Consider the following 16061-nt stretch of genomic DNA (forward strand, 5'->3'; position numbering starts at 1 on the left):
CGGATTCGTATTCGGAAATATGAATCGCTCGAGGCGGACCGTCCTCCGTGCGGGGAGCGTCGCGCTACTGGCGGCGGGCGCGGGCTGTGTGAGTTCGCTCCGGGAAGACTCCGCCGAACCGGACGAATCCAACGGGGGCGGTGACGACCCCGGCGGGGACGACAGGGACAACGAACCCGTCGTCGAGATGGCGCCGAATGGCTGGCCGTCGTTTCAGGGATCCCCGGGGAATACGGGCAACGCCGGATCGACGGCCGCGCCGACGACGGAGCCGACCGAGCGCTGGCGAGCGACGCTCCCCGGCGCGGTCACCGATCAGGTCGCCGTCGTCGACGGGACGGTCTGTGTCTCTACCGATGCGGGAACGGTCCACGCGCTCGAGGCGGACTCGGGCGACGAACGGTGGTCGACGACCGTCGACGGCGGTCGATCGCAGTGTCCGTGCGTCGTCGACGGGCGGGTCGTCGTCGGCACCGAATCGGGGTCACTGGTCGCGCTCGACCTCGAATCCGGCGACGAGGTGTGGACGGCCGATCTCTCGGGGCCGGCGATGGGGCCGACCGCGGCCGACGGGACGGTCTACGTCGGAACGCGCGAGGAGCCGGCCGTCCACGCCGTCGACGCCGCGTCGGGGGACGTGAGCTGGACGTTCGAGCCCGAGCCGGCGTTCGACGTCGTGAACTACCCGGCCGTGACCGACGACCACGTCTTCGTCGGCACGGAAGCCGTCATCGAGGCGCGGCTTCACGCGCTTGATCGGAGCAAGGGGACCGAGGCGTGGACGCGCGAGGTGACGCGGGCGGGTCCGCCGACCGTCAGCGGCTCCCTCGTCATGATCCCGTCCACGACGGTTCGGATCTACCGACACGACAGATTCCCGCGCGGCGGATTCAGCGGACGGGGGAGCAACGCCGCGTCACCGGCGGTCTCGTCGGACGCGTACTTCGCGGGGTCGACTGGCGGCCGATTCTCCGCGTACAAGCGCGACGACGTCGGCGTTCACTGGGGGATCGACCTCGAGCACCCCGTCGCGTCCGCACCGGCCATCACCGACGACGCCGTCTACGTCGCGCTCGAGACCGGGCTCCTGTGTGCGATGTCCCGCGAGAGCGGCGAAACGCTCTGGACGCGTTCGCTCGAGGGGGAGGACGCGTCCGGGCCGGCGGTCGCCGAGGGGGCCGTCTTCGTCGGGACGGACGCGGGCCGACTGGTCGCGTTCGAGTGAGGGCGGGGTATCACAGCGGTACCAATCGGGCCGGTGTCTCCCCCTCGCCGCCCCCCTCACAACTCGAGCGTGTAGACGACCTCCTGACGCTCCTCGCCGCCGATTTCGACGGTGCCTTCGCCGGTCTGCTCGAACCCCTGTTCCTCGTAGAACCGCTGGCCGCCCTCGTTCGAGGCGAGGTCCATCGCCCGCATGCGGTCCATGTTGAAGTCCTGCAGGTCCGTACAGAGCCGCTCGTGTAGCGCCGTCCCGATTCCCTGGTCCTGATGGTCGGGGTGGACGGCCATCCGCAGGACGTCGCCTTCATCCCCGGAGACGACGCCGTGGGTGAAACCGACGATCACCTCGTCCTCCTCCGCGACCAGAAACGCCGTCCCGGGTTCCGACAGCGCTCGCTCGAGCGTCTCGTCGCCGTACCAGTCGTCGACGGTCTCGTCGATCGTCTCGGCCTCGAGTTCGTCGTATGTGTCGTGCCACGCATCTCGAGCGACGCGTCTGATGGCCTCGCGGTCGTCCGTGGTGGCTGGTCGGATCTCCATACCGCGCGCTACACCGGCGATCGACAAAGTGGTATCACCCCGTGGGGGTCGACAAAGTGGTATCACCCCGTGGGGGTCGACAAAGTGGTATCACCCCGTGGGGGTGTGGATAGGGGACTCGGGGTAGGAACGAAACGACGCGTCGATCGACGCAGAAGGCGAAAAGTGGTATCCTGCTATCGTGGCAACTGGGAATCGCCACACCCTCCCCAGCCGATTCGCTCACTCGCTTTCGTTCGTTCGCTCATCCCTCGCGCAGTATCGGCGGTCGGCCCTCGCTTTCGCTCGGACACGACCGACAGCGCGCGCCACAGCACAGCGGACGATCGGACCGAAGCGCCACGGAGAACCCTGCTACGGAGTGGGCTGTTCGAGTCGACAGCGACGCTTGCGGTGAAAATCGGATCCTATAGCTCGAGGGTGTAGACCGCTTCGTCGTAGTACTCGCCGTCGATTTCGACCTCCCCGGTGTCGGTCTGCTCGAAGCCCAGTCCCTCGTAGAACCGGCGGCTGGCGTCGTTGAACGCGAAGTCGAACGAGCGGAGTCGGTCGGCGTCGTAGGCCTCGAGTCGGTCGACCAGCCGTTCGTGGAGGTCGGCCCCGATCCCCTCGCCCTGCGCGTCGGGTGCGACGTACATCCGGAGGATGTCGGCCGTCTCGCCCTGCGCGACCGCGTGGGTGAAGCCGACGATCTCGCCGTCGTCCCTTTCCACGACGAGGACGACCGTCCCGGGCGCCTCGAGCGGCATCGAGTCGTCGGTGTACCAGTTGTCGACGGTCCGGTCGATCAGGGCGTCGTCGAGTTCGTCGTAGGTGTCGTGCCAGGTCTCGCGAGCGACCGCCTTGATGGCCGCGAAATCGTCGGCGTCCGCCGATCGAATGTGCATGGTGGTACTTGACAGGACGGGGTTAAAGCGACTTCGACCCTGGTATCAGCTGCCAGCGCCGAGCCGCCGCGGTCGGGATCGTCCGACCCCTCCCGAGATTCCCTCACTCGCGGACGTCGAATCCCCGGTCCCGGAGCAGATCGGGGACCCGATCGCGGTGGTCGCCCTGGAGTTCGATCCGTCCCTCGTCGACGGTTCCTCCCGTTCCCATCGAACTCTTCAGATCCGAGGCGATCGATTCGATCTCGTCCGACTCGAGGTCGAACCCCTCGACGATCGTCACCGGTTTGTCGTACCGGCGGCTCTCCGTCCGGATCGACAGCACCTGCTGGGACGTCTCGAGGTCGCCCTGGGTATCGAGTTCGTCGAGCAGGTCGTCGAGTTCGTCGTCGTTTGACATACGGTGGCATAGGTTCGGGAGGGGGGATAGGCCTGTCCTTGCCTTCGCAACCGTCGGAGAATCGCGGACGGCGACGCCCCCGCGTGGATCACGCCTCCAGGTCGAACTCGAGGACGTCGCCCTCGCTGACGTCGTGGTCGGTCGTCCACTCGTAGACGACCTCGAGGACGTACTGCCCTCGACCGGGATACTCCTGTTCGCCCCCGTCCTCGTCCGGTCCGGGCGCCGGCGCGTGGTGGATACCGGTGATCGTGCCGTCTTCGTCGGCGTAGACGATGTCGATGCCGAAGTCCATCTCTCGCATGACGAAGGTGCGCTCCGAAGCCGACTCGAAGACGAACAGCATCCCGCGGTCGGCGGGGAGGTCCTCGGTATCGCTCAGTCCGAGGTACCGGAGGTCGTCCGTGTCGGCGATCGCCGCCGTCACCGAACCGAGTTCGTCGCCGTCCGCCGACACGGCCCGGACCTCGGTCGTGTCGTACTCCTCGTGAATCGTCGATTCGTTCTCGTCGTTCGAGTCGTTCGAATCGTTCGAGTCAGTGTCGTTCGGTTGGGCCGAGTCGTCCTCCCCCAGACAGCCGGCGACCGCGACCGCACCGGAGACGCCGAGGAGGCGTCGTCGAGTTACCCCGTCGTGCATGTCCGTGATTCCGACGCTGCGGGATAAATTAGTTTTGCAACGCCGGTTGAAACAATCTGCGAGAATCACTGTCGCCGGTCGAGAACAGCGCTACCGCCGATCGGCCGTTACAGGCGCGACTTGATCGTCTCGGCCGTCTTCTCGCCGATTCCGGAGACGCTCTCGAGGTCGTCCACGCTCGCCTCGCGGACGTTTTCGACGCTCCCGAACCGCCCGAGCAGGCGCTTTCGCGTTTCGGGGCCGACGCCGGGCACGTCGTCCAGCACGGTCTTGACCTCGTCGCGGACGGTCTGGTGGTACTGCACGGCGAACCGATGGGCCTCGTCGCGGACCCGCTGGAGGAGGTGCAGGTGGGGCGCGTCGCTGGGCCACGAGAACTGGCGGTCCGGCGTCACGACGCGTTCTTCGGCCTTCGCCAGCGCGACCGCTGGCACGTCCCACCCCACAGTAGCGAGCGCGTCTCGAGCGGCCTCGAGCTGTCCCGCCCCGCCGTCGATCAGGAGCAGGTCGGGGTCGGGCCGGTCGTCCCGTCCCTCGACGACGCGGCTGGCGCGCCACTCGAGCAAGGCCCGCATGTTGTCGTAGTCGTCGTTCTGGTCTGTCAGCTTCTTCCGGCGGTAGTCGGCCTTCTCGGCGCTGCCGTCGACGAACGTCACGTTACTGCCCACGGCCGACTTCCCCTGGGCGTGGCTCACGTCGAACCCCTCGATGCGCCCGGCCGACTCGAGGTCGAGCGCGTCGGCGAGCATCGCACACTCGTCGCGACCGCCGACGTTCCGGCGGGCGTTCTTCAGCGCCAGATCGACCAGTTTGGCCTCCCGGCCGGCCCCGGGGACGCGGACCGAGACGCCCTCGGCCTCGAGCCACGCCGCGACCTCGTCGTCGCCGTGGCGTTCGGGCAGGAGCAGGGCGTCGGGCATGTCCCGCTCGGCGTAGTACTGCACGATGAAGGCGGCCAGCACGGCGGGAACGCCGCCCTCCTCGGTGTCTTCCGGGCCGGCGCCCCCTGTCGGACCGACCCTACTATCCGCACCCGGCGCCTCGAGCGTGTGCCGATCCCGGTCCACCAGTTTGCCGCGCTCGGCGCGCAGGCGGGCGACGGTCGCGTCCTCGCCCTCGATCGCGGCCCCGAGGACGTCGACGCTGCGCTCGTCGCCGACCGACTGGACCGCCTCGCCGCCCTCGCCGTGGAACGCCTCGACGGTCTCGAGGCGGTCCCGAAGATTGGCCGCCCGTTCGAAGTTCTGATCCTGCGCGGCGGCCTCCATCTCGCGGCGCAGCGGGTCCGCGAGGATGCCCGTCTCGCCCTCGAAGAAGCGCTCGACGGCGGTGACGTCCTGCGCGTAGCTCTCGAGGTCGATCTCGCGGGTACAGGGCGCGGTGCACAGCCCCATCTCGTAGTCCAGACAGGGGCGCTCGCGACCGCTGTACTTGTGGTCCGAACAGCCGCGGACGCCGTACGTCTCTCGCAGCGCTTTCACGACGGTCTCGACCTGTCCCTTGTTCGTGAAGGGACCGAAGACGGTCGCGGACTCCGCGGGATCGCGTGTGATCTCGATGCGGGGTGCCTCGTGGGCCGTCAACTGGACCATCGGATAGGACTTGTCGTCCTTCAGCCGGACGTTGTACCGGGGCTGGTGGCGCTTGATCAGGTTCGCCTCGAGCAACAGCGCCTGCGTCTCGGTGTCGGTGACGGCGATCTCGATCTCGTCGGCGCGGTCGACCATCCGCCGGATCCGGGCCGTTCGCGGGTCGGCGTAAGAGCGGACCCGACTCCGGAGGTCGACGGCCTTCCCGACGTAGAGCGTCGTTCCGTCGGCCCGGAACTGGTAGACCCCGGGCTCGCGGGGTAACGACCCTGCGCGCTCGCGAACCGCGTCGGCGTTCATCGGCGGGCCTAGGGCATCGGAGGCTTTCAGCCTGACTCATCGCGGCCGCGGAATCCGTCTCGCCGAGCGGACAGTTTGCCGCGCCAACCCGACTTACCCGGTGTCGTACTCCGCGAACGTGATCCGCCAGGAGTCGGGATCCGTGAGCCGCTTCCCGTCGACCCGCCACTCCTCGCCGTCCGCGTCGCCCTCGGACCCGATGGCCGAGAGCAGATAGACGCCGTGGGCGGTCGGCGTCGTGAATCGCGAGAGGGGGAACCGCTGGTTGCTGTGGAACCCGTACCGGGAGCGGAGCGACGACGGGAGGACCCCCGACGGCGCGACGACGAGCGCCGCGTCGGCGTTCGCCTCGAGCACCGACTCGAGGGCCGCGGCGAGCGCCCGCTTTCGACCGGCGGACGAGTCCGACGAGAGGGGGACGACGTCCGTCAGGCGAGTCACGTTCGCGCCGTCGATCGTCCGCGTTCCGGTCACGATCGCGGCGAGCGGCGTCCCCTCGTAGCGACCGACGTACGTCGTGTAGTCCCAGTGCGGATTGTCGAACCGCCAGCGGTAGAACGTCTCGTCGCGAACCAGGTGAAACCGGTCGGGAACGTCGCGGCGGTAGACGGACGCGAGCGTGGCCGGGGGAACGCCGTCGGTTCGCTCGACGTCGATGCCGGTGGGAGCGCTTCGCCGGCGCGACTTGGCGGCGTGGTAGCCGCGGGCGACCAGTTCCGCCCCCTTGCGAACCACCCCTGCCCCGGGGCCGTCGAGCCGATCGCCGACCACGGCGGCGGGTCGTTGCAGTCGGTAGTGCGCCTCCCGCTCTTCGACGAGACGCCAGCCGTGTTTCTCGAACGTCGCCTTGGTCAGTTCGTTCGGAAAGTCGAATACGAACTCGATACCGGCGTCGGCGTAGTACCCGAGTCCCGCCTCGAAGAGGTTCGTGTAGATCCCCCGTCGTCGGTGATCGCTCCGAACCGCGCCGTCGCACGACTGGATGACGCGCATCGTCCGGTCGCCGGTGGACAGATCCAGGTGCCAGAACCCCGCCGCGCCCACGATACGGCCGTCGAACTCCGCGACGAAGACGTGAACGTCGTCGGCGTACGGATTGGCCTCGTACTTCCACTCGAACCAGCGGTCCGTCAGCCGCTCTGACAACACGTCCTGATACAGCGAGAGGAGCCCCTCGCGATCCTGGCGGCGATACGGACGAACGGTGTACCCGTCCGGGAGCGGTTCGGAATCGCCGGATGTCACTCGAGCGCGTTCGGACATAGCCGGAACTGCGTTCAATCACCTATAGTAATAGGACGCGTACACCGACGTATCGCGGGGTTGTTCGTGCGATACCGTCGGTATGTGTATCGTTACCGACCCGTACAGGGCGTCTACTGAACGCGTCCGCCGCGCCAGATTCGGACACAACAGACCGTCTACTGGCGAATAATCCGACCTTGATCCGCTCCGATCGAGAAACGGAGAGTGGCGGTGACTCTCGAGCGGCGGCCGAGCTCTCAGCGCGACTCGTCGGAATCGGTGGTCGAATCCCGGTCGGCGCTCGAGTCGCGATCGACCCCCGCAGTGTCGTCGGTCACGGTGTCGTCGGGCACGGTATCGTCGCTCGATCTTCTCGTTACAGCTCCGCCATCGACTGCTCCGCTCCCGCTGCTCGGATCGTTCCCGTCGGCCGGTTCTCCGTCGTCGGCCGCCGGCGCCGGTCCGGGGCTGATCGCCTCCTCGAGTTCCATCGTCCGGCCGGACTCGATGTCGGCGTCGGTCACCGGCAGCGAGAGATCGTCACCGCCGCTGACCCGGAGCACGAGCCGTCGCGAGCGCGAGCGGGCGTAGCGAACGACGAACACGCCCGCGAGGACCAGCAGCACGATCCCGGCCACGAGAATGGACAGATCGACCGCGGTCAGAACCGTCGCGGCGGTCTCGAGGGCCCCGTCGGCGACGGCGGGCGTTTCGGTGCTCCCGGCGAGGTCGTCGAGCAGTCCGTCGAGGTCGAACGTCTGCGCGAGGACGACCAGGCCGAGGCCCAATCCCAGCAGGACGGACGCCCAGACGAGCCGCGCGGGCGCACTCTCGGTTTCGACGGAGACCCGCGTGACGTTGGGACGGGCGACGTCTCGGAAGTTGGCTTCGTCGCCGTCGGGCGTGAACGTGAGCACGCGCTGGTTCGTGACGACGACCGTCGCGGAATCGAACTCGACGCGGTGTCGCTCGCGCTCGCCGTCGTACAACAACTCGTCGACGCGCTCGCTCCAGGTCCCGAGCATGACTCTCTCGGAGGTTCGTCGTCGAGCGGCAAGTAGCTCGCGGCACGTTCCACTCGCTGCAGCGAGGACGCGGTACGTTTTCGGTCGTCGGCGCGCAACGGGTTCGTATGAGTGACTCGACGGTGCGGTGCTGGCTCGTGGAACGCGACTTCGACAGCCGAAACATCGTGACGCTCGTCTACGCGACGCCCGACGGCTCGCGCTACCAGCAGCGCGAGCGGTCCTCGACCGCGCTCCGGAGCGGTCCCGACGTCACCGCGGCCGTAGAAGTCGACGAGGACGAACTCGAGCCGGTCACCGACGAGGAGACCAGAGAACGATACGCGACCGAGGCCGAGCGAACCGCCGAGCAGTACGACCCGGACGACCCGATCTAAAACCGGACCGACCGTCGCGACTCGAGCGGCACCGGGGACGAGAGTCGGATTCGAACGCACCCGCACCGCCTTACATTTAATCGCCGAATTCTTCGGTATCATCGGCTATTGCTCCCGAATGCGGTCGCTGACGGAGTTTTTACAAGTATGTCACCATGCTTAATAGTATTCGGTTTCACACGCTACATATGAGCGCGATCGAACTCGACAGTGTCGAGAAGCGATTCGGCGACGTCGTCGCCCTGAACGGCCTCTCGCTGGCGGTCGAGGAAGGCGAAGTCTTCGGCTTCCTCGGTCCGAACGGCGCGGGGAAATCGACGACAATCAACATCATGCTCGATTTCCTCCGTCCGACCGCCGGGTCGGCGTCGATCCTCGGCTACGACGCCCAGGAGAACAGCAAGGCGATCCGCCAGCGCATCGGCGTCCTCCCAGAGGGGTTCGAGACCTACGACCGGTTGACCGGTCGCCAGCACCTCGAGTTCGCCATCGAGTCCAAGGACGCGTCCGATTCCCCGGAGGAACTGCTCGAGCGAGTCGGCATCCTCGACGCGGCCGACCAGAAGACCGGCGGCTACTCGAAGGGGATGGCACAGCGACTCCTGCTCGCGATGGCGCTGGTCGGCGACCCCGACCTGCTGGTTCTCGACGAACCCTCGACCGGCCTCGATCCCAACGGCGCCCGAGAGATGCGGGAGATCATCCGGGAGGAAAACGCGCGCGGCGTGACCGTCTTCTTCTCGAGTCACATCCTGGAACAGGTCGAGGCGGTCTGTGACCGGGTCGGCATCGTCCGCGACGGGGAGATGGTCGCCGTCGACAGTATCGAGGGGCTGCGCGACTCCGTCAGTTCCGCGACCGTGCTCCAGGTCTCCGTCGACCGGATTACGGACGAGGCGCTCTCGGCCGTCCGCTCGCTGTCCGGGACCGGCTCCGTCGACACCCGCGAGCGAGACGGCGAACGGACGATCCTCGTCGAGGTCGAGGGATCGAAGACGGCGGTCCTCGAGGCGCTCGAGGACGCCGGCATCGTGGTCGAGGACTTCTCGACGGAGGAAGCGTCGCTCGACGACGTCTTCCGTTCCTACACGGAGGTGACGGCATGAGCGTCGCCGCCGTCGCCCGAAAGGACTTCAGGGACGGCATCCGCTCCCGGCTCCTCTGGGGACTGATCGCGCTGTTCGTCCTCTCCATCGGCGGGTTCGGCTTCATCGCGACGCGGTCCTCGCCGGACCAGGGAGGCGCGGTCGCACTCATCGGCATCCTCGGCATCTCGGCCCTGTTGGCCGTCGTCTTCCTCGTTCCGCTGACCGGACTGGTCGTCAGCATCAAGTCGATCGTTCGCGAGCGCGAACTCGGCAGCATCAGGATCCTGCTGTCGCTGCCCCACACCCGCGCGGAGGTCGTCGCCGGAAAGTTCATCGGCCGCGTCGGCCTGCTGACCGTCGCGATCCTCGCGGGCTTCATCCCGGCCGGCCTGCTGTTCATGGTCCGGGTCAGCGACTTCCCGCTGTTCGAGTACGCGGCGTTCGTCCTCGTGACGATCCTGTTCGGCGTCATGTTCGTCGCCGTCGGGTTGAGCGTCTCCGCGCTGACGGAAACGGAGACGCGCGCGACCATCGGCGGAATCACGGCGTTCTTCCTGCTGTACTTCTGGCAGGGCATCTTCAACTGGCTGAACGGCCAGCTGGACCTCTTCTCGCCGACGGGTGATGCGTTCATGTTTATTCAACGGTTCCACCTGATGAACGTCTTCTACGACTCGCTGATGGCGATTCTGTCGATCCGATACGAGGAGATTCCGAACGCGTCGCTCGCCGCGATCGGCCAGTCGATGGCGCAAGGGCCGGGAGGCGCCGCCATCGCCGATCAGCCGTTCTACCTCCAGCACTGGTTCGCGTTCGTGATCCTCGCGCTCTGGGTCGCCGTCCCGCTGGGGATCGGCTACTGGCGCTTCGAGCGCACCGACCTCTGAGCGGCAAGTCGTTCTCGCTCTCGAGGCGACGAACCGACGGGACGATACGCGGCGATTATTTTAGCAACTGTGGGTGGTACGTCGGTCCGTGACCGACTGCATCTTCTACGGCGGCAAGGGCGGCGTCGGCAAGACGACCTGCGCGGCGGCGACCGCCCTGCGACTCGCCGCCGACGGGCGGGAGACGCTGCTCGTCTCGACCGACCCGGCCCACTCGCTGTCCGACTCCCTCGAGGCCGATCTCGGCCCCGAACCGCGCGAACTCGAGTACGCGGGCGAGACCGAGGCCCGGAGTGACGGGACCGACACCGCCGGCGGCTCCCTCTGGGCCGTCGAGATCGACGCCGAGACGCAGCGAGACCGCTACGAGAAACTCGCTCGAGCGCTGGCGAAGGACCTCCGCAGCGCCGGGATCCGACTCGACGACGAGGAGATCGAGCGCCTGTTCGCCTCGGGCGCGCCGGCCGGCAGCGACGAGATCGCGGCGCTGGACCTGCTCGTCGAGTACGTGGACGAAGGAGCGTGGGACGTCGTCGTCTTCGACACCGCACCGACGGGCCACACCCTCCGGCTGTTCGACATGCCCGACGTGATGGGGCTGGCCCTCGAGACGGTCCAGTCGCTGCGCGGACAGGCGAAGCGGATCGGCGACGCCGCCCGGACGGCGGTGCTCGGCCCGATGTCGCTGATGACGGGCAGCGGCGAGGACGAGGAGGAGAGCCTCGAGGCGTTCCGCGCGCGCCTCGAGCGCGCCCGCGACCTGCTGACCGATCCCGAGCGAACCGAGTTCCGCGTCGTCCTGCTCCCGGAGGGGATGGCCATCGCCGAATCCGAGCGCCTCGTCGAGACCCTCGGCGAGGCCGACGTGCGGGTCGACCGCCTCGTCGTGAACCGGGTCTTCGAGGACCCCGAGGACGACTGCTCGCGCTGTCGGTCGCGCCACGAGCGGCATACCCAGCGCGTGGCGGAGATTCGGGAGACGTTTTCGGACCGCGAGGTCGTGACGTTGCCCGAACGGGAGGGCGAGGTGCAGGGACTCGAGTCGCTGGCGGAGATCGCGGCGCGGTTGCCCGGTTCCAGTCTGCCGTCCTGAACAGAGTGTTGAATATAGTGGGTGTAGCCAGCAGAATAGCGCGATTTGATTCTGCTCGTATTTCCCGGAGAGAAGTAGAAGCGGAGCTGTGAAGGCGAACGTCTCAGACGCTATGAAACGGGGGTGCCCTCCGTTGCATGCCGTGAGATTTTCCGTCGCTATCCCTTCAGCATCAGCTATGGCCGGATTAATCCAGCGAACGGCACAGGCGATCGATGACATGTGGCAGTCGATCTGGCACGAGTCGGGTCGCACCGAGAAAATCGTGATCGCCATCGTGCTTCTGGTCACCGGATTGGCCATCCCGGTGATCCCGATCGTCTTGATCGCCCGGATCATTGCCAACTAATCAATGATACAGCGGGGTGGAACACACACATTGTCTCTTACACGGGGCTACGAACAGTATCCGTATTTGGCACGATTCCCACCGGGACGATGTCCGCCGGCTCGAGCAGACCGAGGAGTACCCAGTTGTTTTGTCGTTGGAACGTCAAACGACACACATGACGATTTCCAACGGACGGAACCCGAGCCGTCTCGAGACCGCGGTCGGACTGGCCGTCGCGATAGTCGCGATCGGCGGCACCCAGTTCCTCGGCTGGGAGTGGGGCGACGGTCGATTCCTGCCGACGATGATCGGCGTCGTCGCCGCCGCGATCGCCGTCGTCGTATTCTTCTACCGACGCGGCTGAGTGCGCCGCGTCGGATCGCCGGAGGCCGCGACTAGTCACTCGAGGTCGATCCCGCGCTCGGCAAGCAACTCGCGAAACTCGTCCTCGTCGACGATCGGCACGTCGTTCGCCGCCGCATCGTCCCGTTTCGTCTGGCCGGGGTTGTCGCCGACGACGAGGTAGTCCGTGTTCCCCGAAACGCTGCCCGTCGCGTTGGCGCCGTGGGCTTCGACGGTCTCCTGGGCTTCGGACCGTGTGAGGCCCTCGAGCGATCCCGTGAAAACGAACGTCTGCCCCTCGAGTTCGTCGCCGCCGCTCTCGAGATCGGATTCCTGCGGTGAGACGTGCTCGAGCAGGTCGTCGACGGCCGCGGCGTTGGCCTCGCTGGCGAAAAACTCGTGGAGCTGTTCGGCGACGGTCTCGCCGACGTCCGGTACGTCCTCGAGTCGCTCAAGATCGTTCTCGGCAGCTTCACGGAACGCCTCGAACGTGCCGAACTCGCGGGCGAGTTCGCGGGCCGTCGTCGGGCCGACGTGGGGGATGCCCAGCGCGGAGAGAAATGCCGCCAGCGGGGGCTCGCGGCTGGCTTCGATTTCGCTGATGACGTTCTCGGCGCTCGTTTCGCCCCAGCCCTCGAGGTCCGTGAGATCCTCGCGATCGAGTTCGTAGAGGTCCGCGACGGACTCGAGCAAGCCGGCGTCGACGAGTTGGCGGACGCTCTTCTCGCCGAGTCCCTCGAGGTCGAGGCCGTCGTCGCCGGCGTAGTACTCGATCGAGCGCCGGAGCTGTGCGTCGCAGGCTAGCCCGCCGGTACAGAAGGCGATCGGGCCGTCGCGCTCGACGGGGCTGTCGCAGACGGGGCAGTGATCCGGGAGTTCGTAGTGGCCCTCGCTCGACTTTTCGACGACCTCCTCGACGTAGGGGATGACGTCGCCGGCCCGCTGGACGCGGACGGTGTCGCCGATATTCACGTTCTTCTCCTCGATCTCGTCGGGGTTGTGCAAGCTCGCCCGGGAGACCGTCACGCCGCCGACGTCGACCGGCTCGAGCAGGGCCACCGGCGTCAATCGACCAGTTCGGCCCACCTGCACCGCGACGTCAACGATCGGCGTCACCTCCGCGCGGGCGGGGAACTTGTAGGCGAAGGCGTAGCGGTCGTGGCGCGCGGTTCGACCGAGTTCCTCGCGGGCCTCGCGGTCATCGACCTTGATCACGGTGCCGTCGATTTCGTAGTTCAGGTCGTCGCGGGCCTCGAGCATCCGGTCGCGGTAGTCGATAGCCTCGTCGATGTCGGCCGCGAACTCGACGTGGTCGGTGACCCGCAGCCCCCATTCGGGGAACCGCTCGAGTTCGGCGCTGTGGGAGTCCTCGAGGTCGCTGGCCTCGAGCACGTCGAAGAAGAACACCTCGAGCGGGCGGTCGGCGACGACCGAGGGGTCGAGCTGCCGGATCGTCCCCGCGGTCGCGTTCCGGGGGTTGGCGAAGGGGTCCTCTCCGCGCTCGATGCGCTCGCGGTTGTGGGCCTGAAACGCGTCCTTGGGCATGTAGACCTCACCGCGGACGGCGAGGAAGTCGGGGTAGTCGCCGTGGAGTTTCTGGGGGACGGAGCCGATGGTGCGTGCGTTACGCGTCACGTCGTCTCCCTCGCGGCCGTCGCCGCGGGTCGCCGCCCGCTCGAGCGAGCCGTTCTCGTAGACGAACTCCATCGAGACGCCGTCGAACTTCGGTTCGCAGACGTACTGGACAGCACCCACCTCACGGCGAACGCGGTCAGCGAACTCGCGAACGTCTTCCTCCTCGCCGCTCTGGTCGATCGACAGCATCGGCGCGACGTGCTCGACCGTCTCGAACGCCTCGAGCGGTTCACCGCCGACGCTCCGGGTCGGGCTGTCGGGATGGGAGAGGTCGAAGGCGTCCTCGAGGTCTCGCAGGCGAGCGAAGAGTGCGTCGTACGTTCGGTCGGCGATGACGGGATCGCTCTCGACGTAGTACCGGCGGTCGTGCTCGCGGATCGCCTCGCGGAGCAGTTCCACCTGCTCGCGGGCCTCGTCTTCCGAAAGCTCCTCGACCGACCGGAAGTCGGTCGACGGCTCCCGGAGATAGGGGTTCTCTTCGTCCTCGTCGGCGACAGACATTGCTCGAGGGTTGCTGCTCGGACCCGTTAACGTTACTGACCGGCGCTCGGCGGGGCTTCCGATATCGCCTCGAGCGACTTGCGCGTCACTTCCACGGGTTCTCCATCAGTTCGGTGTGGACGCTCGAGCCGACGGCGATCCGACAGCTGGTCCGCGGCGAGGCGATACACAGCAGCACGTAGCCGTCCTCTCGGTGGCGGTCCTTGAACGCTCGCGGCGGACGGCGGTGCGCGAACGCGGCCTCGATGTCGACCCCTCCCGAGTTACCGGCACCGTCCCCGGGTTCCGTCCCCTCCGCCTCGAGCAGGCGTCCCGTACAGGTCCCGCAGGCGCCGGTCCGACAACCGAAGGGAAGGGCGATACCGACGCGCTCGGCGGCCTCGAGGACCGTCTCGTCCTCGCGTACCGCGATCGTCCGGGTTCGTCCGTCGGGCCACTCGAGGGTCACGTCGTGGCTCGTCATGTGCTCAGCCGAGTACCGGTTGTGCGGCCGTTCACTGCCAGACGTCGCTCGTGCAGTCGCCGTCGGGCCACCGGATCTCGTGGGCGCGGGCCGGACCCTCGGGACACTCGCCCCAGTCGACGAGGAAGTCCTCGTCGAGTTCCATCGTCCCCTTCCGGGGGTCGACGTCGGCTTTCAGCATCACCGAACCGCGCTCGCCCTCCTCGGGGTAGAACTGCTCGTCCCACGAGGAGAACAGCGAGGTGGTCCAGTAGAGTCGCTCGCCGTCGAGTGAGAGCTGGACCATCTGGGGGCCGGCGGCCAACTCGCGGCCCTGGACCTCCTGTATCTCGCCGAAGGTGCCGCCGACGGACAGCGAGTCGGCCCGTCGCGGGTTCGACGGGTCCGAGACGTCGTACATCCAGACCTCGCCGTGGAGCCAGTTCGAGCCGAAGAGGTAGCGGTCGTCCATCGAGATCAGGATGTCCGTCGGCAGCGCGGGGACCGGCATGTCCCAGTCGTCGTGTTCCCGGCTCTCGAAGTCGATTACCTTCTCGGCGCGGTACTCTCCTGCGTCATCATCCCGCCAGAAGTGGAATACGTTCGACGACAGCGCGGCGCCGACGAACCCGTGGGTCGATTCGGGCGTGTGGAGGAATCGGACCTCGAGGGGAATCAACCCCTCCTCGCCGAGGTCGATCGTCTGCTCGACGGTGCCGTCCTCCCAGTCCCAGAAGTGGAGTCGCTGGCCGTAGTTACCCGCCTCGACGTCCTCGAGGTCGAACCCGGGGTAGTACGTCTTGGGGGCGGCCCACTCGCTCGAGACCATCACGTTCTGCCGGGGCTGGTACCAGTAGTCGTAGTTCATCTCGATCTCGCCCGGCGGCTCCCAGCGGCCCTCGATCTCGAAGTCGTCGTTCAGTTCGAGGAAGCCGCCCGGAAGCTCGCCGTCGGCGTCCCCGAGCATGCTGATCAGGATCTTCCCGTCCGGGATGCAGTGGACGGTGTGCGGTGCCGAGAGGTCGTGCTCGAAGACTTCCTCGGGTTCGATCACCGTCTCGAGTTCGGGATTCCGCCGGTCCGCCGCGTCGATCACGTGGATCCGGGAGGAGCGCTGGCCCGGGACGATCAGGTGTCGCCGCTCGAGGCCCTCCATATGGCAGGACGAGGAGCAGGCGTTCCACCCGAAGTGGTGGAGTTCGTCTCCCCGGTTCGGCAGTTCGATACGGTCGACGATCTCGCAGTAGGTGTCCGAGTCGGGATCGAGGTCGACGACCGAGACGAAGTCCGGCGCGTCGACGTCGGTGCCGACGTAGAGGCTCATCACGTAGGCCAGTTTCTCCCGTTCGCTCTCCTCGATGGCGGCCTGGGGCGTCGCGTAGCCCGGTCCCTCGTGATCGTGGTGGTGTTCGTGGTCGTGCTCCGGTTCGACGCCCTCTGGTGTGCTAACGTCACTCATGGGATACCCGACCACGAACACGTAGATAAGTCTGGTCGGGGGTCGTCTCGGGACGG

17 protein-coding genes are annotated in these 16061 nt (G+C 67.2%); 7 read left to right on the forward strand and 10 right to left on the reverse strand.

What is annotated here, in order from left to right; translation table 11 throughout:
- Nucleotides 1-19: 19 nt before the first annotated feature.
- Nucleotides 20-1225, forward strand: a complete 1206-nt coding sequence (locus tag J0X25_RS24885) for an outer membrane protein assembly factor BamB family protein (protein WP_207290234.1) — start codon at nucleotides 20-22, stop codon at nucleotides 1223-1225.
- Between the two features lie 56 nt (nucleotides 1226-1281).
- On the opposite strand, the gene J0X25_RS24890 is transcribed toward J0X25_RS24885, so the two are convergent.
- From J0X25_RS24890 to J0X25_RS24920, 7 genes are all read right to left on the reverse strand, one after another.
- Nucleotides 1282-1764 carry a GNAT family N-acetyltransferase gene (locus J0X25_RS24890; RefSeq protein WP_207290235.1) on the reverse strand — a complete coding sequence of 161 codons (483 nt, stop codon included), beginning with the start codon at nucleotides 1762-1764 and terminating at the stop codon, nucleotides 1282-1284.
- A gap of 407 nt (nucleotides 1765-2171) precedes the next feature.
- On the reverse strand, nucleotides 2172-2651 hold the full coding sequence (locus J0X25_RS24895; RefSeq protein WP_207290237.1) for a GNAT family N-acetyltransferase: 480 nt from the start codon (nucleotides 2649-2651) through the stop codon (nucleotides 2172-2174).
- A gap of 103 nt (nucleotides 2652-2754) precedes the next feature.
- Nucleotides 2755-3051, reverse strand: coding sequence for an SUI1 family translation initiation factor (locus J0X25_RS24900; protein ID WP_207290238.1), 297 nt, complete (start codon nucleotides 3049-3051; stop codon nucleotides 2755-2757).
- Between the two features lie 88 nt (nucleotides 3052-3139).
- Nucleotides 3140-3691, reverse strand: coding sequence for a DUF192 domain-containing protein (locus J0X25_RS24905; protein WP_207290239.1), 552 nt, complete (start codon nucleotides 3689-3691; stop codon nucleotides 3140-3142).
- A 107-nt stretch (nucleotides 3692-3798) separates the two neighbouring features.
- On the reverse strand, nucleotides 3799-5580 hold the full coding sequence (locus tag J0X25_RS24910; protein WP_207290240.1) for an excinuclease ABC subunit C: 1782 nt from the start codon (nucleotides 5578-5580) through the stop codon (nucleotides 3799-3801).
- Between the two features lie 93 nt (nucleotides 5581-5673).
- Complete coding sequence (locus J0X25_RS24915) at nucleotides 5674-6825, reverse strand: GNAT family N-acetyltransferase (protein WP_225896739.1); 1152 nt, start codon at nucleotides 6823-6825, stop codon at nucleotides 5674-5676.
- Between the two features lie 257 nt (nucleotides 6826-7082).
- Nucleotides 7083-7850, reverse strand: coding sequence for a hypothetical protein (locus J0X25_RS24920; RefSeq protein WP_207290242.1), 768 nt, complete (start codon nucleotides 7848-7850; stop codon nucleotides 7083-7085).
- Between the two features lie 107 nt (nucleotides 7851-7957).
- On the opposite strand from J0X25_RS24920, the gene J0X25_RS24925 reads away from it, so the two are divergent.
- From J0X25_RS24925 to J0X25_RS24950, 6 genes are all read left to right on the forward strand, one after another.
- A complete protein-coding gene (locus J0X25_RS24925; protein WP_207290243.1) occupies nucleotides 7958-8227 on the forward strand; it encodes a DUF7967 family protein in 270 nt (89 codons plus the stop codon).
- Between the two features lie 188 nt (nucleotides 8228-8415).
- Nucleotides 8416-9333 carry an ABC transporter ATP-binding protein gene (locus J0X25_RS24930; RefSeq protein ID WP_207290244.1) on the forward strand — a complete coding sequence of 306 codons (918 nt, stop codon included), beginning with the start codon at nucleotides 8416-8418 and terminating at the stop codon, nucleotides 9331-9333.
- Nucleotides 9330-10202, forward strand: coding sequence for an ABC transporter permease (locus tag J0X25_RS24935; protein WP_207290245.1), 873 nt, complete (start codon nucleotides 9330-9332; stop codon nucleotides 10200-10202). The genes J0X25_RS24930 and J0X25_RS24935 overlap by 4 nt, the downstream gene beginning before the upstream one ends.
- 88 nt (nucleotides 10203-10290) lie before the next feature.
- Nucleotides 10291-11295, forward strand: coding sequence for an ArsA family ATPase (locus J0X25_RS24940; RefSeq protein WP_207290246.1), 1005 nt, complete (start codon nucleotides 10291-10293; stop codon nucleotides 11293-11295).
- Nucleotides 11296-11473: 178 nt separating this feature from the next.
- Nucleotides 11474-11644, forward strand: a complete 171-nt coding sequence (locus tag J0X25_RS24945) for a hypothetical protein (protein ID WP_207290247.1) — start codon at nucleotides 11474-11476, stop codon at nucleotides 11642-11644.
- A 157-nt stretch (nucleotides 11645-11801) separates the two neighbouring features.
- Nucleotides 11802-11990, forward strand: coding sequence for a multidrug transporter (locus J0X25_RS24950; RefSeq protein ID WP_207290248.1), 189 nt, complete (start codon nucleotides 11802-11804; stop codon nucleotides 11988-11990).
- Nucleotides 11991-12025: 35 nt separating this feature from the next.
- On the opposite strand, the gene ligA is transcribed toward J0X25_RS24950, so the two are convergent.
- From ligA to J0X25_RS24965, 3 genes are all read right to left on the reverse strand, one after another.
- The gene (gene ligA / locus J0X25_RS24955) at nucleotides 12026-14104 is read right to left on the reverse strand and encodes an NAD-dependent DNA ligase LigA (RefSeq protein WP_207290249.1); all 2079 of its coding nucleotides are present in this window, start codon (nucleotides 14102-14104) and stop codon (nucleotides 12026-12028) included.
- Nucleotides 14105-14189: 85 nt separating this feature from the next.
- Entirely contained in the window at nucleotides 14190-14567 is a 378-nt protein-coding gene (locus J0X25_RS24960; protein ID WP_207290250.1) for a 2Fe-2S iron-sulfur cluster-binding protein, read from the reverse strand.
- 31 nt (nucleotides 14568-14598) lie between these two features.
- Nucleotides 14599-16005 carry a selenium-binding protein SBP56-related protein gene (locus J0X25_RS24965; RefSeq protein ID WP_207290251.1) on the reverse strand — a complete coding sequence of 469 codons (1407 nt, stop codon included), beginning with the start codon at nucleotides 16003-16005 and terminating at the stop codon, nucleotides 14599-14601.
- Nucleotides 16006-16061 lie beyond the last annotated feature (56 nt).

This window comes from Haloterrigena alkaliphila (genome assembly GCF_017352155.2).
GTDB classification, from domain to species: domain Archaea; phylum Halobacteriota; class Halobacteria; order Halobacteriales; family Natrialbaceae; genus Haloterrigena; species Haloterrigena alkaliphila.